The following is an 18,563-nucleotide window of genomic DNA, read 5'->3' as shown; positions in this document are numbered from 1 at the left end:
CCTCGCCTAGTACCGTGGGCGGGTTCCCGATGCCGGCAAAGGAGCCTGCGCAGTGGCGCCCACCACGTTCCAGCACACTGAAGTCCTTCCGCTCGCGAAGGACACCCGTACCGAGTACCGCCTGCTCAGCACCGAAGGTGTCGAGGTCGTCGAAGCCGCGGGCCGGAAGTTCCTCAAGGTCGAGCCGGAAGTGCTGACCAAGCTCGCCAAGACCGCGATCACCGACATCCAGCATCTGTTGCGCTCGTCACACCTGGCGCAGCTACGCGCGATCGTCGACGACCCGGAAGCCAGCGGCAACGACCGCTTCGTCGCGATGGACCTGCTGCGCAACGCGGCGATCTCCGCCGGCGGCGTGCTCCCGATGTGCCAGGACACCGGCACCGCGATCGTGATCGGCAAGCGCGGCGAAGGCGTCCTCACCGGCGCCGACGACGAGCGCGCGCTCTCACGAGGCATTTTCGACGCCTATCAGGAGTTGAATCTGCGCTATTCGCAGATGGCGCCGGTGAATTTCTGGGATGAGCGCAATACCGGCACCAACTTGCCTGCTCAGATCGAGCTGTATCACAAAGATGGCCAAGACGAACCCAGCTATGAATTCCTGTTCATGGCCAAGGGCGGCGGCAGCGCGAACAAGACATTTCTCTATCAGGAAACGAAAGCCGTCCTGAACCCGAAGCGGCTCGCGAAGTTCCTCGACGAGAAACTGCGCAGCCTCGGCACCGCCGCGTGCCCGCCGTACCACCTCGCGATCGTCGTCGGCGGCACGTCGGCCGAGTTCAACCTGAAGGTCGCGAAGCTGGCCTCGGCCCGCTACCTCGACGACCTCCCCAGCGAGGGATCCGAGCTGGGCCACGGTTTCCGCGACGTCGACCTCGAGCAGCAGGTGCTGGAGATGACGCGGCAATTCGGCATCGGCGCGCAGTTCGGCGGCAAGTACTTCTGCCACGACGTCCGCGTGATCCGCCTGCCGCGCCATGGCGCCTCGTGCCCGGTCGGCGTCGCCGTCTCGTGCTCGGCCGACCGCCAGGCCAAGGCGAAGATCACCGCCGACGGCGTGTTCCTTGAGCAGCTCGAGCGCGACCCGGCGCGGTTCCTGCCGGACGTCACCGAGGACGACCTGTCCGACGAGGTGGTGACCGTCGACCTCAACCGCCCGATGGCGGACATCCGCGCCCAGCTCTCGCAGCTGCCGGTGAAGACGCGCCTGTCGCTGACCGGCCCGCTCGTGGTCGCCCGCGACATCGCGCACGCGAAGATCGCCGAGCGGCTCGACGCGGGCGAAGAGATGCCTCAGTACCTTCGCGACCACCCGGTGTATTACGCCGGCCCCGCGAAGACGCCCGAGGGCTACGCGTCGGGCTCCTTCGGCCCGACGACGGCCGGTCGCATGGACTCCTACGTCGAGCAGTTCCAGGCCGCGGGCGGCTCGCTGGTGATGCTGGCGAAGGGCAACCGGTCCAAGAAGGTGACCTCGGCGTGCAACGAGCACGGCGGCTTCTACCTCGGCTCCATCGGCGGCCCGGCCGCGCGGCTGGCGCAGGACTGCATCAAGAAGGTCGACGTCCTCGAGTACGCCGAGCTGGGGATGGAAGCGGTCTGGAAGATCGAGGTCGAGGACTTCCCCGCGTTCATCGTCATCGACGACAAGGGCAACGACTTCTTCGAGGCCACCTCGGAACCGGTGCTGCAGATCAGTTTCCACTGACGTTGTAGCGGCGCAGGTGTCCCCCCGCATGGGGGAATGGAATGCTACCCGCGCGTGAGGTCCCGCCCCGGCTCCGGGCGGGACCCTCGGTTCATGTCCAGATCTGAGCAGTCCCAAGGAGCAAGAGGACCCTTACGTCGTGCGGGTATCGCCGCACTGACCACGTTGTTGACGGTTCTGCTCGCGCCGACCGAGGCGCGAGCAGAACCGTCTGCCGGATCGCGGCTGACATTGCCCGCCCCGACCGGCCCGCATTCGGTCGGCACCGTGTCGATGCATCTGGTCGACAGATCCCGTTCGGACCCATGGGTACCAACGCGGCCATACCGTGAGCTGATGATCAGCGTCTGGTATCCGGCCCGTGACGCCGACCGATACCCGATCGCGCCGTATCTGCAGAGGGGCGCGGCAGACGGCCTGGCGACCGCCGTCGGCACGTGGGGCGACGGCCCCCCGGTCATTCCGAAAGGCAGCGTGGACTTCGCCGCCGTCCGCACCCATGGCCGGACAGGAGCGCCGGTGGAGCTACGCGGAGGCCGTCGTCCGGTGGTGCTGTTCTCGCCGGGACACCTCGCGCCCCGTGCCTTCAACACCACTCTCGTCGAGGACCTGGCCAGCCACGGCTCCGTGGTGGTGACGATCGACCACACCTACGAGAGCGACGTCGACTTTCCGCCCTCCGCCACTCATCCCGGCGGCAGGGTCGAAAAGAGGCAGGTCAAGCTCCCCGCCACTGCCGAGGAAGTGGTCGAGTTCGACCGCACGACCATCGCCGCCAGGGTCGCCGACACCCGGACCGTCCTCGACCAGCTCCACGTCCTGGCAGGCGGCCGGAACCCCGATGCCGAGCAGCGGCGCCTGCCCGCCGGTCTCGCCGACGCACTGGACCTGACCAGGGTCGGCATGTTCGGCCACTCCGGCGGTGGCGCCACGACCGCCGAGGCCATGTACTACGAGCCCCGTATCAAGGCCGGTGTCGTCGTCGACAGCTACCTCAGTTACGGCATGGACTTGCCGGGTGCGCCACCGGCGGCGGTGCTCCCGCCGGTCGCCACCGAGGGGCTGGACCGCCCAGTGCTGTTGTTCAGCAGTTCGGCCTTCAACCTCACACACCGAGGAGACCCGGCCGACCCCTCGATCGCGTCATTCTGGGCCCACCAGCGCGCCTGGAAACGGGACCTGCAACTGCAGGAGGCCAAGCACATCTCCTTCGCCGACTACGAGTCACTGCTCCCGCAGATCGTCGCCTCCGGCGTCGCGAAGCTCCCACCCGGCACGACGCCGGAGGAATACGTTCAGGGGGAGATCGGCACACTTCCTCCCGGTGAGGCCGTCGGTACCAGCCGCGCCTACCTTCGCGCGTTCTTCGACCTCCACCTGCGGCACCGTCCCACCCGGCTCTTCGACCGCCCGTCCCCTCGCTATCCGGCCGCCGACCTCATCCCGTAGGCGGCGCGACCAGGCACTGGGGTCGGGAGTGGCGTTTCGGGTCAAACCCCGAAACGCCACTCCCGACCCACGCGTCAGCGCATCTGCTTCAGGACCACGGTCCGCTCCCCCAGCGGCGCGGCGAGCGTCACCGAGATCACCGGGTGCCGGATGTCCATGGTGCACATCTGGCCGGTCTGGCCCTTCAGTTCGGTCAGGTTGACGGTGACCCGGTTCCCGTCCTGCTGCGCGGCCTCCGCCGTCGCGTGTCCGCAGCCGCCTTCCTGGCCGCGGATGTTCAGGATCGTCCCGCCGTTGCTGGTGTACACCTCACGCGGATAGTCCGCGGGCAGCGCCGCGGCGTCGAGCTGCTTGTCCGGCAGCTTGGTGCTGCCTTCGGGCACCTCCTGGCGCGGCGCGCCGGGCACACCCGGCTGACTCCCGGGCTGGTTGCCCGGAGCGGGCGCCGGCGACGAAGACGGCGGAACGGACGGCGACGGGACGGTACTGAGGTCGCCGTTACCGGGTCCGGCCGCGGGTTCCGTTGCCTGGTTCTGCGCCCCGCAAGCGGATACCGCAACGACGATCAGGCCAAGGCCGATGACATTCGTTAAGTACCTCATGTGGCTAGGACGGAACGAGGCCGCTGTGGGGTTGCACATGATCTCAACCCGCTTCCAGAACCACGGCCCGCGGCCCGACCGGCTCGGCGAGCTGAACCGGCAGGACGGCGTAGCGGATCACCTGCGGGCACATCCGCCCCGGATCGCCGTGATCGATCTTCACCTTGATCACGACCCGCCGCGCGTTCTGCTCGGCCAGGTTCGCGGCCGCCTCGTCGCAGCCGCTCAGTTCGATGTGGACGTTCAGGATCGCGCCGCCCTTGTCCGCGCTGACCTGCGCGGGCACTCGGGCGTCGACCTGCGACGGCGGCAGCATCGTGTCCGAAGGCGGCGGACCGACCGTCGGCCGCGATATCGGTGGTTTCGCCACCGGCGGACTGGCCGGAAGAGAGGTGGGCAGATCCGACGGTGTGGTGACGACGGGCGGGGTGCCCGTGTTCGCCGGTGCTCCCGGGCCGCCCGCGCCGCAGGCCGCCGTCGCGGCGAGCACGAGCCCCGCGCCTAGCGTTTTCGCTGCGTTCTTCATGGCTCCAAGACGGGACGAAGGCCGCGAACGGTTGCATCAACGCTGTTTCGTTCAACGCTGTGCCGTTCAACGCTGTGCCGTTCAACGCTGGGCGGCCCTCCCGCGGGCGAGGCCGAGGATCACCACCCCGGCGAGCGTGACGGCCAGCAGCAGCACCGTGCTCGCGGACGCCAGGAACACCTGTCCCCGGTCCGTGAGCGCGAAGATGCTCGCGGGCAGCGTGCGCCAGTCCGGCGGGTACAGCATCATCGTCGCGCCCAGTTCTCCCATCGACATCGCCAGCGCGAGGCTCGCCGACGCCGAGATCGCGGGCAGCAGCACCGGCAGCCGCACCCGCAGCAGTACGCGGGCGGGTCCGGCGCCGAGGCTCGCCGCGGCCTGCGCCAGCAGCGGGTCCATCCGCGCGATCGCGGCGGAGACCGTGCTGTAGGAGAACGGCAGCAGGATCATCACGTGTCCGAGCAGCACGATCCAGCGCGTCCCGTTGAACGCCAGCGGCGGACGGCTGAACGCCACCAGCAACGCCAGCCCGAGCACCACCGACGGCACCGCGATCGGCAGGTGGAACAGGGTATCGACGGCTTTCCGGAGCTTCGGCGGCGCGGACGGCGCGGCGAGCGCGGCCCAGGTCCCCAGCAGCACGGAGACCACCGAGGCGATCACGCCGGTCTGGAGGCTCACCGAGAGGCTCGCGAACGTTTCCCCCGACAGCGCCTGCGCGAAATGCGACCCGGTGAGCGACCCCGGCAGCAGCCCGGTCCAGTTCCCGGCGACCGACGCCAGCACGATCATCAGCAACGGCGCCAGGACGATCGCGACGAACAGCACCGCGAACACCGTCCACAGCAGTATCCGGCTACGCCTTGTCCACAGCAGCACGACGGCCTCCGTTCGTCAGTCGCCGGTAGGTTCCGTACAGGGCAAGGGAGAACGCGACGTTGACCACGGCGATGACGCACGCCTGCGGGAAGTCGAAGGTGACGATCCCCTTGCCGTAGACCAGCATCGGCAAGGTCGTCACGTCCTTGGCGCCGAGGAACAGCACGATGCCGAACTCGTTCATCGCCAGCAGCATGGTCAGGCAGGCGCCGGAAGCCAGTGACGGCAAGGCTTCCGGCAGGATCACCTGACGCAGCACACGTCCGGGTTTCGCGCCGAGGCTGGCCGCGACCTCCATCTGCGCCGAGGAGACCTGGCCGAACGCGGCGAGCGCCGGCCGCATCACGAACGGCGTGTAGAAGGTGATCTCCGCCAGCAGGATCCCGAACGGCGAGTACAGGAAGCCGCCCGCGCCCAGGATTCCCGCGCTGCCGTAGATGAAGGTGAACGCGAGCGCGATGAGGAACGACGGGAACGCGAGCACGGTGTCCACCAGCCGTGACAGCGTCCGTGCGCCGGGGAACGGGACGAACGCGATCACCAGCGCGAGGAACGTCCCCAGTACGACACAGCCCGCGGTGGCACCGAGCGCGAGCGCGACGGTCTTCCAGGCGGCGTCCCGGAATTCCGCCGAGCCCAAGACGTCCAGCCACACCGAGAGCCCGAATTCGCCGGTCTTCGATTCCAGCGACTGGAGGACGACCAGGACCAGCGGATATCCGAAGAAGCCGAGCAGGACGAGCACCGGCGGCAGCAGGAGCCAGCCGTGGCCCGGCCGTTTCTCCTGCCGTCGCACCGGTGCCGCCGCGGTGGCCAGGGCGATCCCGGTCATCCGATGCCCACCAGCGGACAACCGTCCGGAATGGACACTCCGACCTTCTCCCCCACACTCGGAAGCCCCTCGACGTCCGGCACCTCGGCTCGCACTTCGTCGCCGTTGGGCGCCAGTTCGAGGTCGAGCCTGAAACCCGTGCCGCGCCACTGGACGCCGCGCAGGACCGCGGGCAACGCGCCGGGGGCGTCCACCGCGGTGATCCCGATCCGGTGCGGCCGCACGCCGAGCGCGACGGACTGGCCCACCCGGATCACCCCGGACGGGTCGGCCGCCAGTTCGCGATCGCCCAGCCGGACGCGGGTGCCGTCGGCCTGGATCAGCTCGACCGGGATGAGGTTGGACGCGCCGAGGAAGCTCGCGGTGAACTCCGTCGTCGGCCGCTGGTACAGCTCGCGGCTCGGGCCGAGTTCGACCAGCTTCGAGTCACGCATGACCGCGATCCGGTCGGCCAGCGCCAGTGCCTCGCCCTGGTCGTGGGTGACGTAGATCAGCGTGGTGTCGGGCAGTTCGGCGCGCAGCCGCAGGAGTTCTGCGACCATGTCCTCGCGCAGGGCGGCGTCCAAAGCGGACAGTGGCTCGTCGAGGAGCAGCACACGCGGCCGGATGGCCAGTGCCCGGGCGAGCGCGACCCGTTGCTGCTGACCGCCCGAAAGCTCCCTCGGGAAACGCCGGGCGTACTTGCCCATGCCGACCAGTTCGAGCGCTTCGGTCACCCGGCTCGCGGTCTCCGCGCGAGGGGTCTTGCGCGCCTTGAGCCCGAAGGCGACGTTGGCTTCGACCCGCATATGCGGGAACAGCGCGTAACTCTGGACGACCACGCCGAGCCCGCGCCGGTGTGGGGGAAGGCCGGTGACGTCCTCGCCGTCGAGCAGGACGCGGCCGGTGCTCGGGACGACGAATCCCGCGAGTGCCTTCAAGGCCGTCGACTTGCCGGAGCCGGACGGCCCGAGCATGGCCAGGGTCTCCCCTCTCGCCACGGTGAGATCCAGTGGCGAGAGCGCGGTCGTCTGTCCGAACCGGACGGACACTCCGCGGAACTCGACCGCCGGGGTCATCGGCCCACGGCCTTCTTGTACGCGGAGAGGTCGGTGTCGAGCTTCGCGAGCACGGCGTCCCAGTCCGGCTGCCAGATCTCGACACCGTCGAGCGCGGCCTTCACCTTGTCCGCCCGCGGACCGGACGGCGTGACGTCGGTCCGCGACGGGGCACCGAAGGCGTCGACGGCCTTGCTCTGGACCTCGGGCGAGAGCAGGAAGTCCAGGAACTTCTTGGCGTTCTCGGCGTGCGGCGCGTTGTTCACGAGACCGGCGTAATACGGGAGCGCGAAGGTGGACCGCTTGCCCTGCGCGTCCGCCGGGAAGAAGACCTCGAAACCGCCGCTCTTCTCGATCGCGGCCAGGTTCATCTGGACGTCGCCGTTGGCCACCAGGATCTCGCCCTTGGCCACCTTCGGCTGGAGCTTGCCGGTCGAGGACGACGGGCCGACGTTGTTGGCTTCGAGCCGGGCGAGGTAGTCGAGGGCTCCCTGTTCGCCGAGAACGTGCTGGAGTTGCAGCAACACCGCGGTGCCGTCGCCGGCCTCGCCCGGGGTCGAGTACTGGAGCTTGCCCTTGAGCGCGGGGGACAGGAGGTCGTCCCAGGTCTTGGGCGAGGCCTGCGGGTTGCGGATGAAACTGAGGTAGTTGTTCATGATCGCGAAGTAGCGGCCCTGGCCGTCCTTCTGCCCGGCGGGGACCTGGTCGATCCCGGCTGGCGCGGTCGTCGCGAGCAGGCCCTGCGACGCGGCCCGCTGGATGAACGGCGGGAGGGTGACCAGGATGTCGGCCTGGGTGTTGGCCTTCTCCTTCTCCACCCGCGAGGCGACCTCGCCGGAGCCCGCGGTCACCGCCTGGACGGTGATCCCGGTCTTGGCCTTGAACTCCTCGACGCGCTGGGTGTACCAGTCTTCGAGACCGTCCACTGTGTACAGCGTGACGGTCTGGTCGCCGGACGCGCCACCGGCGGTGCCGCCACAGGCGGCCAGGGTGATCGTGAGCAGCCCGGCGAGGGCGGCGGCCGCGAGTTTCTTCATGTCGTCAAAGCTCCTTTTAGGACAGCAGGGCGGGGAGGTCGCGGACGGATTCGAGGACATGGGTGGCACCGGCGGCTTCCAGTTCCGGCTTCTTCGCCGATCCGGTGAGCACACCGGCGACGAGCGAAGCGCCGGAGGAAAGGCCGGTCTGGACGTCCGAGGGGGTGTCACCGGCGACGGCGATCTGGCGGACGTCGGTGATTTCGAGCCGCAGGGCGGCGGCGAGGACGAGGTCGGGGAACGGGCGTCCACGGACGCCCTCGCCCGGGGCCAGGACGGCGTCGGCTAGGCCGTGCCAGCCCAGCGCGTCCAGGATCGCGTTCTGTGTACTGGCCGCGAAGCCGGTGGTGAGGGCGACCTTCACACCTTGGGCACGCAACTCTTGGATCGTGTCTTCGGCGCCGGGGATCGCCTCGCAGTGTCCGTCGGCGACGAGTTTCCCGTAGGCGTCCTGGAAGGCAGTGCTCGCGCGCTGAGCAAGGGCTTCGTCGCCGTCGAGCAAGGCACGGAAGACGACGATCTTGCTCTGTCCCATGGTTTCGACGACGTAGCCGAGCATGCCCGGGTAGCGGCTGTCCTTTTCGGACACTCCGGCGGCGGCGATCGCCTCGGTGAAGGCGCGGATCACCAGGCCGTCGTCGGCGACGGTGGTGCCCGCCATGTCCAGGACGACGAGTTCGGTGTTCACCACGACAGCTCCTCGGCGGTGTCTTCGGCGATGGCCGGGGAACAGGTCATGCCCCGGCCGCCCGGGCCGGTGACGAGCCAGGCGTTGTCGGCGACGCGGGCGCGGTGGACGATCCGCGTGGTGTCGGTGGTCTGGGCGTAGACCCCGGCCCAGCGCCGCGTGATCCGCGGGAGTGCCCGGCCGAGCAGCGCCGCGGCGACCTCGGCCAGGTGGTCGTACGGGTCCTCGCTGGTGTCGAAGGCGAAGGGCTCGTCGTATTCGTGGGTGTCGCCGATGGTCAGCGAACCGTCGAGGCGCTGGACCATGAGCAACTGCATGGCGTGGGCCGCGGCGATGTCGCCCTGCGGCTGGCCGTCGTTGAGGCCGTCGAGCGCGTCGCCGCGATAGGCCGGGTAGTACCGGAAGCTGTCGGCGTCGGCGACTGTGGTGGTGAGGGCCTCGCCGAGCGGCTCGGTCTGGGCCATCTGCAGCCGCACCCGGCGGACCGGCGTCGGACCGGCGAGTTCCTTCACCAGGCCACCCGTCCAGGCGCCGGTGCACAGCACGACGACGTCGCCTTCGTGGGTCTCGCCGGTATCGTCGACGACGCCGCGATCGGTCAGATCGCGGACCTCACGGCCGGGCACCCAGGTGTAGCGGCCGGATTTCGCCAGTTCGGCGCGCAGCGCGGGCTGGGCGACCCGCGGTTCGACGGCGGCGTCACGATCGCACCAGAGCGCGCCGAGGAGGTCGCCACGCAGAGCCGGGTTGAGCTCGCGGGTCTCGGCGGCGTCGAGCAGCTTGAACCCACGGTCCTCCGTGCTCGCGGCCGCGGCCTGGGCGACGGCGAGTTCCGCCTCCGTGCGGACGACGGTGAGGGAGCCGTTCGGCCGGAAGCCGATTCCGGGTACGCGTTCGCCGATGCGCTCCCACAGCACCCGGGCCCTGGCCGCCGTCTCCAGTTCGAGGCCACTGGCGCGGCCGCCGACCCAGACCAGCCCGAAGTTGCGCACCGACGCGCCCCGGGCCTCGGGTTCGCGTTCGATCTGGACGACGTCGTGGCCGCGTTCGACGGCCTGCCAGGCGTGCTGAGTGCCGAGCACTCCGCCGCCGATGATGAGGATTCGCACACCGCAGACGCTCGCCTGCGCGCACCAACACCCCGTGTCCGCCGCCCCAACCCCAGGTGAAGCACCCTCGAACATTGGACCGGATGAGTTACCTTTTCGTTACATTCTACCGCAAGTAGTCCTCTCAACGCGGTCGTTGAGCGGGCAAGTACCGCAACCAGAGGACTACTTGCGGCAGAGGCGGGCTACTCCACGCGGCCGAGACGGGTTTCGAACGAGAGCCGGTCACCCCGGAACAGCGACCGGACACGTTCGAACGGCACCCCGTCGGACCCCCAGGAGGTCCGGTGCATCAACAACATCGGCAACGCCGGATTCGTCCCGATCAGCAGCGCTTCGCGGGGCGTGGCCAGCACGGTTTCGACCCGCTCCTCGGCACCGTCGAAAATCACGCCGAGCTTTTCGCGCAAACAGGCGTACAGCGACTGCGTGGGGTCGAATACCTCCATCAGGGTCGGAAATCGCGCGGCGGTCAGATAAGTCGACTCCAGGCCGACCCGTTCGTCGTCGGCCAGCAGCACGCGCTCGATGTGGATGACGTCGTCGTCGGGATCGATCTCCAGTTCCGAAGCCAGTGACGGCCCGGCCTCGCGGCGTTCGAGTGAGATCAGGTTCCGGCCCGGCTGGATGCCCTGGCGCCGGAGCCCTTCGGTGTAACTCACCAAGGCGAGCGGCTGGACGAGTTTGGGGCCCGCGACATAGGTTCCGCTCCCCTGGCGCCTGCTGAGCCGGCCCTCGAGCACGAGCTCGCCGACGGCCTGGCGGACCGTCGCCCGGGAAACTTCGAAACGTTCGGAAAGTTCCCTTTCGGTGGGAAGTGCCGCACCTTGCCCCAATTCCGAGATCACGTCGAGGAGTTCGACTTTGACCGCGTAATAGCGTGGAATGCGGCCGTGTTCGGGAATACCGTCCCGAACCGGGCCTTCGGCGGGTGGATGGAGTCGTGGCGAACGCGCTTTCACAATGGGCGATCCTAGGCCGAATTCACCTGGCCTGTACTGACCCGAACGAAGTGTTCATGACACGCTCACACTCGTGGGCGAACAGAACACGCCCACACGGCGGTCTGGGCGCTACTCGCTTCGGTCACCGGTGTGTCGAACACCACGCCGACGGCGGCCATCTCCCCGCCAGACGACCTCGGCGCGTTTCAGCCTTCCGGCGGTTTCGGCGCTCACCGGTTCCGGAGTATGCGCGTTTGACGCTCCGGGCTACGCCATTCGTCGGCAACGCGGAGCGAACGTCCGTTAATCACCATCATCATCCGAAAGATCCGAAGAAAGTTGGTTGTCCGGTGTCCGTCGACCTGCTGTAGTCAGTTGGCCGCAGTCAGTCTCCCTGCCTCCACTGTGGACAGCCGGAAGGAATGAACCCTTGGACATCAAGCGTCGGTTCAGCCTGCTCAAAAAGACCCTGATCGCCGTAGCGGCGGCCGGAACCCTGGCGGGCCTCGCCACGGCTCCCCCGGCCGCGGCCGCTCAGCCACCGTCCACCGATGTGGTCGGTGGAACCCGAGCCGCCCAGGGCGAATTCCCTTGGATGGTAAGGCTTTCCATGGGCTGCGGTGGTGCGCTCTACACTCCGCAGATCGTGCTGACCGCCGCACACTGTGTGTCGCGGACCGGGGCCAACACGAGCATCACCGCCACCCTCGGCGTGGTGGACCTGCAGAGCGGCTCGGCCAAGAAGGTCAAGTCGACCTACGTGCACCGGTCGCCGACCTACCCCACCTCCACCGGCGGTGACTGGGCCCTGATCAAGCTCGCGAGCCCGGTCACCGGGATCGCGACGCTGCCGATCGCCACCACGACGGCCTACAACAGCGGCACGTTCACCGTCGCCGGCTGGGGTGCCGCGTCCGAAGGCGGGGCGCAGCAGCGCTACCTGCTCAAGGCCACCGTCCCGTTCGTCTCCGACGCGACCTGCAAGGCACAGGGCGGCAGCTACGCCGACCTGATCGCCAGCGCCGAGATCTGCGCGGGCAACATCAACTCCGGCGGCGTCGACACCTGCCAGGGTGACTCGGGCGGCCCGATGTTCCGCCGCGACAGCGCCGGGGCCTGGATCCAGGTCGGCGTCGTCAGCTGGGGCGAAGGCTGCGCGCGGGCGCACGCTCCCGGCGTCTACGCCGAGGTGAGCACCTTCGCGACCGCGATCAAGAACGCGGCCGCCGGGTTGTAACCTTTTGCACGATATGAGCGGAAAGTCCCCTTCACCACAGCGTCGTGGCGAAGGGGACTTTCTTCTGCGGCACGGGATGCTATGAACGGCCCGTTACTTGCAAATTTTGCAAGTAACGGGCCGTTCATAGCACGCGGGATGACACGTCAGCGAGTTTTGTCCAAACGCGACAGGGTCTCCTCATAGCCCGAGACGAGTTCGGTGATCACCTCGGCGACCGGCCGTACCCGGTCCATTCGCCCGACGATCTGCCCCACCGGCATCGAGACCACACTCGGATCCGCCGCGTGGTGGATTCGGTTGTGCGCCTGCGAAACCAGCAGGTTCTGCAACGGCATCGGCAGCGGTTCGGGCGCGTCGGGCGAGGCCCACGCCTCGGTCCACCGCGTCTTGAGGAGCCGGGCCGGTTTGCCGGTGTAGATCCGCGTGCGCACGGTGTCGGACGAGCCGGCCGCGACGAGCGCGCGTTGCATCGCCTCGGATTCCCCCATGGTCTGGAGGTATTCCGTGGTGGCGAGCCAGAAAGATCCCATCCAGACCCCGGAAGCGCCCAGTGCGAGCGCCGCCGCGACCTGACGTCCCGAGCCGATCCCGCCCGCGGCGAGCACCGGCACCCGGTCGCCGACGGCGTCGACGACCTCGGGCAGCAGGACCATCGACGCGATCTCGCCGGTGTGCCCGCCCGCCTCATAGCCCTGCGCCACCACGAAGTCGACGCCGTTCTCGACATGCCGGACGGCGTGCTCCGCTTTACCCGCGAGCGCGGCGACGGGCACGCCCTTCGCGTGACACTGCTCGATGACGTCCACCGGTGGTGATCCCAAGGCGTTGGCGATCAACCGGATGGGGTGTTTCAGCGCGACCTCGACATGCGACCGCGCGACGGAATGCAGCCAGCCCAGCACCCCGGCGCGTTCGTCGGTGTCGTCCGGCAAGGGCGGCACGGCGAGGTCACGCAGAGTCCGTTCGACGAAGTCGCGATGCTCCTGCGGGATGAGTTTCGCGAGATCGACCGACGTCCCTTCGGCCGGGATCTTGGCAGGCATCACGATGTCGACGCCGTACGGTTTTCCGCCGGTGTTCTCGTCCATCCAGTCGAGAACGGAGTCGAGTTCGGCGGCGTCGTTGAACCGCACGCAGCCCAGCACGCCCAGACCACCCGCCCGGCTGATCGCCGCGGCGACGTGTTCGGACGGGGTGAACCCGACGATCGGCAGCTCGATCCCGAGCCGATCACAAAGGGACGTCCGCATGTAGCTCCTTCTTACGCCGGTTGGATGGTGACGGGCTCGTGCTCGGCGGCGTAGCGCTGCGCCCACGGATAGTCCGGTTTCCCGCTGGGCGACCGCCCGATCTCGTCGGTCAGCCACAGGGTGCGCGGCACCTTGTACCCGGCGATCTCGGTCCGCACATGCGCTTCGAGCCCGGCGAAGTCCAGCTCCCGGCCGGTCCGCGGCTGGATCACCGCGGCCACCCGCTGCCCGAGCCGGTCGTCCGGGATGCCGATGACGAGCGCGTCGAAGACGTCCGGATGCGACTTCAGGGCGCCCTCGACTTCTTCCGGGTACACCTTTTCGCCGCCGGTGTTCACGCACTGCGATCCCCGGCCGAGCAGGGTCACCGTGCCGTCCTCTTCGTAGCGGGCGTAGTCACCCGGAACGACGTACCGCCTGCCCTCGACCTCGACGAAGATCTTCTCGGTCTTGGCGGGATCCTTGTAATACCCGAGGGGGACGTGCCCACGCCGCGCGATCAACCCGATCGCGCCCGGTTTCGGCTCGACGAGCGTGCCGTCGTCGGTCACCAGGATGGCGTCCTTGCCGAAACTGACCCGGGGACCGGCTGAATGATCGCTGTCCTTGCTGACCATGCCGATCCCGGTGAACCCGCTTTCGGAGGATCCGATCGCGTCGGTGATCACCACGTTGGGCAGCATCGCGAGGAATTCCTGCTTCACCGATTGGGAGAACAGGGCGGCGTGACTCGACACCGCGACGATCGACGTCGCGTCGTAGTCACCCTCGCGGTAGGCCTCGATCAGGGGCCGCGCCATCGCGTCGCCGACGATGGTGAGCACCTGGACCTTGTTGTCCTGCACGGCCTGCCAGATCTCGTGCGCGTCGAACCGCGGCACGAACACGACCGGGCTGCCGGTGAACAGCGCGCCGAACGCGGCCCACTGCGCGGCGCCGTGGATCAGGGGCGCCGCCGGGAGCCGGACGAGACTGCCCGACTTGCCCTGCTCGGCGAGCGTCCATTCGTCCGGCACGTACTCGCCGGTGACGAAGTTGATGCCGCCGCCCAGCGCGCGCCAGATGTCCTCGTGGCGCCACAGGACGCCCTTGGGATAGCCGGTGGTGCCACCGGTGTAGAGGATGTAGATGTCGTCGGCGCTGCGCTCGCCGAAGTCGCGTTCAGGCGATCCTTCGGCGAGAGCGGCTTCGTAGCTCACGCCGCCGTAGGACGAGTACTCGCCGTCGCTGCCGTCATCGACAACGACAACGTGTTTCAGTTTCGGCGTTTCCGGCAGGACGGCGGCGACCTTGTCCGAATACTCGCGTTCGTGGACCAGCGCCACGAGGTCCGCGTTGTCGAACAGGTACCGCAATTCGCCGTGGACGTAGCGGTAGTTGACGTTGATCGCGATCGCGCGCAGCTTGTACGCGGCGATCATCGATTCCAGGGCCTCGATCGAGTTCCGGGAATAGACACCGATGTGGGATCCAGGTCCCACGCCGTGTGCGGCGAGATGATGCGCCAGCCGGTTGGCGCGCTCTTCCAGTTCGGCGAAGGTGACCCGCCGATCGCCGCAAACGACCGCGATGCGCTCCGGCACGGCGTCGACGGCGTGCTCGAGTAGATCCGCGATATTGAGTGCCACGGTCCCAAAGTAGAACATGTTATCGTTCCGGGCAATGGGCGCTGTTCAGTAAAAGTGAGTGGAGGACCGGTGAGCGAACCGCACGCGCTGGTGGAAAAGATCGAACACACCCTCGTGGTCACGATGAATCGGCCCGAGGCCCGCAACGCGCTCAGCGGCGAGATGCTCGGGATCATGGTCGAGGCCTGGAACCGGGTCGACGAGGACGACGAAATCCGGTGCTGCGTACTCACCGGCGCGGGCGGCGCGTTCTGCGCGGGCGCGGACCTGAAGTCGATGTCGAAGAACTCGCCGAGCGACTCGTTCGAGAAGGGCACTTTCGACCCCAGCCGGATCGAGGGCCTGCTCAAGGGACGCCGGCTGACGAAGCCGTTGATCGCCGCCGTCGAAGGGCCGGCCATCGCGGGCGGGACGGAAATCCTGCAGGGCACCGACATCCGCGTCGCGGGCGAGAGCGCGAAGTTCGGCGTGTCCGAGGCGCGGTGGAGCCTCTTCCCGATGGGCGGTTCGGCCGTGCGGCTCCCCCGGCAGATCCCGTACACCGTCGCCGCCGACCTGCTGCTGACCGGACGGCACATCAAGGCGGCCGAGGCCCTGGAAATCGGGCTCATCGGGCACGTCGTCCCCGACGGCGAGGCGCTGGCCAAGGCGCTGGAACTGGCCGGGCTGATCGCCGCGAACGGGCCGCTCGCGGTCCGCGCGATCCTCAAGACGATGCGCGACACCGAGGGCATGCACGAGGAAGAGGCCTTCAAGCTCGACGCCCAATACGGCATCGCGGTCTTCGCGAGCGAAGACGCGAAGGAGGGCCCCCGCGCCTTCGCCGAGAAGCGCAAGCCCGTCTTCAAGGGTCGCTAACCCGCAACACGCGTGATCAGACGGCGAACTCACGTGATCAGACGGACATGATCGAGTTCGCCGTCTGATCACGCGAGTTCGCCGCGTAATCACACGTGATCGCCGTCTGATCACGCGAGATCCGGGTTACGGGGCGCGGTGGCCCTCCCAGTAGGGATCGCGGAGCTTGCGCTTGTAGAGCTTCCCGTTGGGATCACGCGGAAGCTCGGGCAAGTAGTCGACTGAACGCGGCAGCTTGAACTTCGCCAGCCGGGTGGCGGCGTATTCGAGGATCTCCGAAGTCAGCTCCGGCGAGGGCTCGACACCGTCCGCCGGCTGCACGACGGCCTTGATCGCCTCGCCCCAGTCCTCGTGCGGGACGCCGAACACCGCGATGTCGGCGATCTTCGGGTGCATCACCAGTTCACCCTCGATCTCCGCCGGGTAGACGTTGACGCCGCCCGAAATGATCAGGTCCGCCTTGCGGTCGTGCAGGAACAGGTAGCCGTCGTCATCGAGATGCCCGACGTCGCCGAGGGTGAACAGATCCCCGACCCGCGCCTTGTCCGTCTTGGCCCGGTCCTTGTGGTACTCGAACTTCGAGTCGCCCATCTTCATGTACACGGTGCCGGTCTCGCCCGCGGGCAGTTCCGCGCCCTCGTCGTCGAGCACCTTGATCGTCGAGCCCGGCCACGGCAGCCCCACCGAACCCGGTTTCTTCAGCCATTCCTCGCCCGAGATCGCCGTGCCGCCGCCCTCGGTGGCCGCGTAGTACTCGGTGACGACCGGTCCCCACCAGTCGAGCATCCGACGTTTGACCTCCAGGGGGCAGGGCGCGGCGCCGTGGATCATCACGCGCAGCGAACTCAGGTCGTGGGCCGCCCGGACGTCGTCCGGCAGCCCGAGCAGCCGCCGGAACTGCGTCGGGACCATGTGGCTGTGCGTGACGCGGTGCCGGTCGATCAGCCGCAGCATGTCCTCGGCGTCCCAGCGGTCCATCAGCACCGCCGTATGGCCCAGCTGCAGGGAAATGGCGACGAAGTTGAGCACCGCCGTGTGATAGAGCGGCGATCCGCACAGATGCACGTGGTCGTCGTGCGGCGCCAGCCCGAAGATCCCGAAGAACCATGTCGACGCGCCGGGGACGTCGTCGGGGTCGGCGCCGGACAGCGGCCGCCGGACGCCCTTCGGCCGCCCCGTGGTCCCCGATGTGTAGAGCATCGGCGAGCCGGCCGTACGCCGCTCCGGACGTCCGTCGCCTTCGCCTGAACCCAGTTCCTCGATCCGCCGGAAACCCGGGACGTCACCGACTGCGAACCGTCCGCGTTCGGCGATCCCCGCCTCGTCGGCGGCGGCGATCGCGACGTCGGCGAACCGTTCGTGCGCGAGGAACGCCTTGGCGCCACTGTCGGAAAGGATGTAGGCGACCTCCGGCCCGACCAGGTGCCAGTTGACCACCACGATGTACAGACCGGACTGGATGGCGGCGAAATAGGCCGCCACGAGTTCGTCGCCGTTGGGCTGCAGGACGACGACCACGTCCCCGGCCTCGAGCCCGAGGGCCTGCAAGCCCCGGGAATACGCGTTCGCCTTCGCGGCCAGATCGCCGTAGCCGATCGAGCGGCCGTCGGGGTCGACGAGCGCGACCCGCTCCGGCTCCTGCGCGGCGATGTTCCAGACCCCAAGTGTCCCCGTAGCAGTCGACATACGCGCAAATCTAGAACGCGTTCCACACAAGAGCAACCGCCAGCAAGGCCCAGAAGGCCGATCTTGCCGGAATTTCGAGAACGTGTTTCACTCAGACTGTGAGCGCACCTGAACTCCCGCTGTCGGCCCCGCTCAACGTGGGCTTCGACTACACCCGTTCGGTAGGCCCGGTGCTCGGCCGGTTCGTCAACGCCCTGCGCGAACGCCGTGTCGAAGGCATCCGGGGCAGCGACGGCCGTGTCCACGTGCCGCCACTGGAGTACGACCCCGTGACGGCCGAAGCGCTGTCCGAATTCGTGCCCGTCGCCGCCGTGGGCGAGATCGTGTCGTGGTCCTGGATCGCCGAACCGCTCGACGGCCAGCCCTTGGCCCGGCCGTTCGCGTGGGCGCTGATCCGGCTGGACGGCGCCGACACCTCGATCCTGCACGCCGTCGACGCGGGCAGCCCGTCGAATGTCCACACTGGACAGCGAGTGCGTATCCGGTGGGCAGAAGAGACCGTCGGCCACATCAGGGACATCGCCTACTTCGTCCCCGCCGACGGGCCCGACACCGAACCCACGGCCCCGCCTCCCCCGGTCGCGAAACGTGAGGAGGGCGCGCCGGTCAGCGTGGTGATCACGCCGATCCACCTGCGCTACGAGCATTCCGCGTCGCCGGAGGAGAGCCGCTATCTGCGCAGGCTCGCCGAAGGAAAGCTGATCGGCCAGCGCTGCCCGTCGTGCGAAAAGGTCTACATCCCGCCGCGCGGCGCCTGCCCGACCGACGGCGTCCCGACCACCGACGAGGTCGAACTCGCCGACACCGGCATCGTCACCACGTTCTGCATCGTGAACGTGCCGTTCCTCGGACAGAAGATCAAACCGCCGTACGTGGCGGCGTACATCCTGCTCGACGGCGCGGACATCGCGTTCCTGCACCTGGTGCTCGGCTGCGACGCCGCCGACGTCCGGATGGGCATGCGCGTGCGCGCGGCCTGGAAACCACGGGACGAATGGTGGACGTCGCTGGAGAACATCGGCCATTTCGAACCGACCGGCGAGCCCGACGCGCCGTACGAATCCTTCGCCCACCATCTGTGAGGACA

The 18,563-nt window shown here is 68.4% G+C and carries 17 protein-coding genes; 5 read left to right on the top strand and 12 right to left on the bottom strand.

All coding sequences use genetic code 11. From position 1 onward, the window contains the following. Positions 1-52 precede the first annotated feature (52 nt). Both ACLJRL_RS04425 and ACLJRL_RS04420 read left to right on the top strand, forming a co-directional pair. Positions 53-1,711 (top strand): fumarate hydratase, encoded by a 1,659-nt coding sequence (locus tag ACLJRL_RS04425; protein ID WP_410654682.1) that lies wholly within the window; start codon positions 53-55, stop codon positions 1,709-1,711. Positions 1,712-1,747: 36 nt separating this feature from the next. Next, positions 1,748-3,160 carry an alpha/beta hydrolase family protein gene (locus ACLJRL_RS04420; protein WP_410654681.1) on the top strand — a complete coding sequence of 471 codons (1,413 nt, stop codon included), beginning with the start codon at positions 1,748-1,750 and terminating at the stop codon, positions 3,158-3,160. Between the two features lie 74 nt (positions 3,161-3,234). Here ACLJRL_RS04420 and ACLJRL_RS04415 read toward each other — a convergent pair whose 3' ends face one another. The 9 genes from ACLJRL_RS04415 to ACLJRL_RS04375 all read right to left on the bottom strand — a co-directional run bounded on the left by ACLJRL_RS04415 (position 3,235) and on the right by ACLJRL_RS04375 (position 10,832). Further along, on the bottom strand, positions 3,235-3,762 hold the full coding sequence (locus ACLJRL_RS04415) for a hypothetical protein (RefSeq protein ID WP_410654680.1): 528 nt from the start codon (positions 3,760-3,762) through the stop codon (positions 3,235-3,237). 43 nt (positions 3,763-3,805) lie between these two features. Continuing rightward, positions 3,806-4,288, bottom strand: coding sequence for a hypothetical protein (locus ACLJRL_RS04410; protein ID WP_410654679.1), 483 nt, complete (start codon positions 4,286-4,288; stop codon positions 3,806-3,808). A gap of 81 nt (positions 4,289-4,369) precedes the next feature. Further along, a complete protein-coding gene (locus ACLJRL_RS04405) occupies positions 4,370-5,167 on the bottom strand; it encodes an ABC transporter permease (RefSeq protein ID WP_410654678.1) in 798 nt (265 codons plus the stop codon). Further along, positions 5,145-5,999 carry a 2-aminoethylphosphonate ABC transporter permease subunit gene (locus ACLJRL_RS04400; protein WP_410654677.1) on the bottom strand — a complete coding sequence of 285 codons (855 nt, stop codon included), beginning with the start codon at positions 5,997-5,999 and terminating at the stop codon, positions 5,145-5,147. Before ACLJRL_RS04400 ends, ACLJRL_RS04405 begins: the two co-directional genes overlap by 23 nt. Continuing rightward, on the bottom strand, positions 5,996-7,057 hold the full coding sequence (locus ACLJRL_RS04395) for an ABC transporter ATP-binding protein (protein WP_410654676.1): 1,062 nt from the start codon (positions 7,055-7,057) through the stop codon (positions 5,996-5,998). Before ACLJRL_RS04395 ends, ACLJRL_RS04400 begins: the two co-directional genes overlap by 4 nt. After that, positions 7,054-8,073: a 2-aminoethylphosphonate ABC transporter substrate-binding protein gene (locus ACLJRL_RS04390; RefSeq protein ID WP_410654675.1), complete on the bottom strand. Its 1,020-nt coding sequence runs from the start codon at positions 8,071-8,073 to the stop codon at positions 7,054-7,056. Before ACLJRL_RS04390 ends, ACLJRL_RS04395 begins: the two co-directional genes overlap by 4 nt. A gap of 16 nt (positions 8,074-8,089) precedes the next feature. Next, the gene (locus tag ACLJRL_RS04385; RefSeq protein ID WP_410654674.1) at positions 8,090-8,764 is read right to left on the bottom strand and encodes a phosphonatase-like hydrolase; all 675 of its coding nucleotides are present in this window, start codon (positions 8,762-8,764) and stop codon (positions 8,090-8,092) included. Further along, positions 8,758-9,870, bottom strand: a complete 1,113-nt coding sequence (locus tag ACLJRL_RS04380; protein WP_410654673.1) for a TIGR03364 family FAD-dependent oxidoreductase — start codon at positions 9,868-9,870, stop codon at positions 8,758-8,760. The genes ACLJRL_RS04385 and ACLJRL_RS04380 overlap by 7 nt, the downstream gene beginning before the upstream one ends. A 185-nt stretch (positions 9,871-10,055) precedes the next feature. Beyond that, entirely contained in the window at positions 10,056-10,832 is a 777-nt protein-coding gene (locus tag ACLJRL_RS04375; protein ID WP_410654672.1) for a GntR family transcriptional regulator, read from the bottom strand. Between the two features lie 412 nt (positions 10,833-11,244). Between ACLJRL_RS04375 and ACLJRL_RS04370 the strand changes: the two genes are divergently transcribed. After that, positions 11,245-12,051: a S1 family peptidase gene (locus tag ACLJRL_RS04370; RefSeq protein WP_410654671.1), complete on the top strand. Its 807-nt coding sequence runs from the start codon at positions 11,245-11,247 to the stop codon at positions 12,049-12,051. A 146-nt stretch (positions 12,052-12,197) separates the two neighbouring features. Here the strand turns inward: ACLJRL_RS04370 and ACLJRL_RS04365 are convergent, their stop codons facing one another. Together ACLJRL_RS04365 and ACLJRL_RS04360 are read right to left on the bottom strand one after the other, a co-directional pair. Continuing rightward, positions 12,198-13,304: an NAD(P)H-dependent flavin oxidoreductase gene (locus ACLJRL_RS04365; RefSeq protein ID WP_410654670.1), complete on the bottom strand. Its 1,107-nt coding sequence runs from the start codon at positions 13,302-13,304 to the stop codon at positions 12,198-12,200. 11 nt (positions 13,305-13,315) lie between these two features. After that, positions 13,316-14,932, bottom strand: a complete 1,617-nt coding sequence (locus ACLJRL_RS04360) for an acyl-CoA synthetase (protein WP_410654669.1) — start codon at positions 14,930-14,932, stop codon at positions 13,316-13,318. Positions 14,933-15,001: 69 nt separating this feature from the next. Between ACLJRL_RS04360 and ACLJRL_RS04355 the strand changes: the two genes are divergently transcribed. Beyond that, complete coding sequence (locus tag ACLJRL_RS04355) at positions 15,002-15,790, top strand: crotonase/enoyl-CoA hydratase family protein (protein WP_410654668.1); 789 nt, start codon at positions 15,002-15,004, stop codon at positions 15,788-15,790. 126 nt (positions 15,791-15,916) lie between these two features. Here the strand turns inward: ACLJRL_RS04355 and ACLJRL_RS04350 are convergent, their stop codons facing one another. Further along, positions 15,917-17,476, bottom strand: coding sequence for an acyl-CoA synthetase (locus tag ACLJRL_RS04350; RefSeq protein WP_410654667.1), 1,560 nt, complete (start codon positions 17,474-17,476; stop codon positions 15,917-15,919). A gap of 98 nt (positions 17,477-17,574) precedes the next feature. Here ACLJRL_RS04350 and ACLJRL_RS04345 point away from each other — a divergent pair, with 98 nt between their 5' ends. After that, positions 17,575-18,558, top strand: coding sequence for a Zn-ribbon domain-containing OB-fold protein (locus ACLJRL_RS04345; protein WP_410654666.1), 984 nt, complete (start codon positions 17,575-17,577; stop codon positions 18,556-18,558). The last annotated feature ends 5 nt before the right edge of the window (positions 18,559-18,563 follow it).

It is taken from the genome of Amycolatopsis sp. lyj-112 (assembly GCF_046549055.1).
Taxonomy (GTDB): domain Bacteria; phylum Actinomycetota; class Actinomycetes; order Mycobacteriales; family Pseudonocardiaceae; genus Amycolatopsis.
This window is presented reverse-complemented; position numbering and strand designations above follow the sequence as displayed.

Excerpts from the sequence above, each read along its gene's own strand:
- ACLJRL_RS04350 (WP_410654667.1), bottom strand. The coding sequence starts at position 17,476 with ATGTCGACTGCTACGGGGACACTTGGGGTCTGGAACATCGCCGCGCAG.
- ACLJRL_RS04410 (WP_410654679.1), bottom strand. The coding sequence starts at position 4,288 with ATGAAGAACGCAGCGAAAACGCTAGGCGCGGGGCTCGTGCTCGCCGCG.
- ACLJRL_RS04420 (WP_410654681.1), top strand. The coding sequence starts at position 1,748 with ATGGAATGCTACCCGCGCGTGAGGTCCCGCCCCGGCTCCGGGCGGGAC.
- ACLJRL_RS04415 (WP_410654680.1), bottom strand. The coding sequence starts at position 3,762 with ATGAGGTACTTAACGAATGTCATCGGCCTTGGCCTGATCGTCGTTGCG.
- ACLJRL_RS04365 (WP_410654670.1), bottom strand. The coding sequence starts at position 13,304 with ATGCGGACGTCCCTTTGTGATCGGCTCGGGATCGAGCTGCCGATCGTC.
- ACLJRL_RS04395 (WP_410654676.1), bottom strand. The coding sequence starts at position 7,057 with ATGACCCCGGCGGTCGAGTTCCGCGGAGTGTCCGTCCGGTTCGGACAG.
- ACLJRL_RS04390 (WP_410654675.1), bottom strand. The coding sequence starts at position 8,073 with ATGAAGAAACTCGCGGCCGCCGCCCTCGCCGGGCTGCTCACGATCACC.
- ACLJRL_RS04400 (WP_410654677.1), bottom strand. The coding sequence starts at position 5,999 with ATGACCGGGATCGCCCTGGCCACCGCGGCGGCACCGGTGCGACGGCAG.